The following is a 2,011-nucleotide window of genomic DNA, read 5'->3' as shown; positions in this document are numbered from 1 at the left end:
TCGGTCGTGTCATAGGCCAATGTAGCATAATTACCGGCAGGTATGACGAACGTCAATAGTTGAACTAGTAAAAGCACAATAATGATGACCGTATAGGCCGTCGGAAATTGATGCTTTTTCTTCTTTTTTTACAGCAACCATCTATATCCTCTCCTTAAACAATAAACAACATCTAATCCTATTATATAAAACTAGCAGTAAATATGTTACCGCTTACTTAAGGCGAAGACAAATATCAAGGTCGTTATTTATAGTAAAAAACGAATAATTATCACTATAAGCAATAATATTTTTAGTCAATTAGCAGTATATTTGACCAAAATACTGTAAATCTTTAAAAACATATGCTAAAATCTGATCATTAGATGAACAAGAGGGGAAACATTTATAATGAACAACGATATTGAAAAAGTATTATTTACTCAGGAACAACTTAATAAACGGATAGATGAAATGGCTGAACGCTTGAATAAAAAATATGCGGGTCAAGAACCTATAGTTATTCCTGTTTTAAATGGAGCAATGCTTTTTGCCAGTGATATGATTAAAAAGTTGACTTTCAAGTTAACCATTGATCCAATAAAGGCCTCAAGTTATGCCGGAGCTGCTTCAACTGGTAAAGTCAAGATCGTCCAAGATATTAAATCTAATGTAAATAATCGTCCGGTAATTTTTATGGAAGATATTATTGATACTGGCCGCACATTAAAGGCACTTACTGAAGTAATGAGAAAACGCGGTGCTAAAAGTGTCGAAGTAGTTTCTATGCTTGATAAACCAGAAACACGTGTAGTAGATTTCAAAGCTGACGATTATGCTTTTAAAGCACCAAATGCATTTTTAGTAGGTTATGGTCTTGATTACAACGGTTGGTATCGTAATCTTCCTTATGTGGGCATCTTAAAACAAGCAGTTTATGCATAGTTTTAAAAAAGTGTAAAAAACAAACCTCTATTTTAAAAATAGTTGATTTTAACAGTACTTTATATTATAATAATCACTTTTACTTATATAAAAATTAATATAGAGCTATAATGATTTTGTAAAGTAAGCGTTTTATCAACTAAAGAGGTTAGTAAAATGAATAAAGATATTCAAAAATTTAAAAAAGGAATTGAGTATCCAGAACAGCAAAATGAAATTCCACAAGCTTTCTTCCACAATCCTAAGTATAAAAAATTGAGTACCGATGCTCGTTATTTATATATGATTTTTACACTGAAGATGACTAAGTCACCAAATAATGGCTGGGTAGATTCCGACGGAAACATGTATATTATTTATCCTGATAAAGATTTGATGGATGTGTGAGTGAAATTTATAAATAGAAGATTTAGCACATTATTAATAAAATAGTGTGTTTTTTCTTGCAAATAAGAATGCTGTCATCTCTTATTTTTGTATGTTACAATATGAATATATGTTTTAACGAAGAGGTGACTAACATGCTGACGCGCTCGCATCGTTTATGCAGTATTGCGCTTGTCGAATTAGGATTAATCGCTAGCAATGCATTTATTGCTGACCCTGCATCTAATTTAATAATCCTATTGGCTACCGGGGTAGGCGCGTCTTTACCTGATATTGATGAATATAACAGCACGACTAGTCGTAAATCTCCGATCAATTTTAGCTTATTTTTACGACATCGTGGGGTAACTCATTCGTTTTTAGGCTGGTTAGTTTTTTCAATTGGCTTATATTTTATAATGAATCACTTTATTCCTATCCAATTTCGTTCTTGGCAATTGCCGAATTGGTGGGGCAGTATTTGGCTAGGCTTGATTTTAGGCTATTTCTTGCATCTAGTTGAAGATAGCTTCAGCAAGCGGGGAGTAGATTGGTGGGCCCCATTTGTTAAAAAAAGAAGACATCACTCTATATTTCGGTACAAAGTAGGCGGCTTTTTTGAGAAATTCATTACTCTAATTGCCTTTTTAGGAATTATAATGATGTCGTGTTATTGGCTATGGCTACTTGCTGCACCTGAGATATAAGTAAAACGTGTACG

The 2,011-nt window shown here is 33.0% G+C and carries 3 protein-coding genes; all 3 read left to right on the top strand.

Features of this window, described 5'->3' with window-relative positions:
• Window positions 1–390: 390 nt before the first annotated feature.
• On the top strand, window positions 391–924 hold the full coding sequence (gene hpt, locus HMPREF0518_RS04025) for a hypoxanthine phosphoribosyltransferase (protein ID WP_003626379.1): 534 nt from the start codon (window positions 391–393) through the stop codon (window positions 922–924).
• Window positions 925–1,080: 156 nt separating this feature from the next.
• The gene (locus tag HMPREF0518_RS04020; protein WP_003626377.1) at window positions 1,081–1,311 is read left to right on the top strand and encodes a replication initiator protein A; all 231 of its coding nucleotides are present in this window, start codon (window positions 1,081–1,083) and stop codon (window positions 1,309–1,311) included.
• Between the two features lie 134 nt (window positions 1,312–1,445).
• Window positions 1,446–1,997, top strand: a complete 552-nt coding sequence (locus HMPREF0518_RS04015) for a metal-dependent hydrolase (protein WP_012211896.1) — start codon at window positions 1,446–1,448, stop codon at window positions 1,995–1,997.
• The last annotated feature ends 14 nt before the right edge of the window (window positions 1,998–2,011 follow it).

The organism is Lactobacillus helveticus DSM 20075 = CGMCC 1.1877, assembly GCF_000160855.1.
GTDB classification, from domain to species: Bacteria; Bacillota; Bacilli; order Lactobacillales; family Lactobacillaceae; genus Lactobacillus; species Lactobacillus helveticus.
This window is presented reverse-complemented; position numbering and strand designations above follow the sequence as displayed.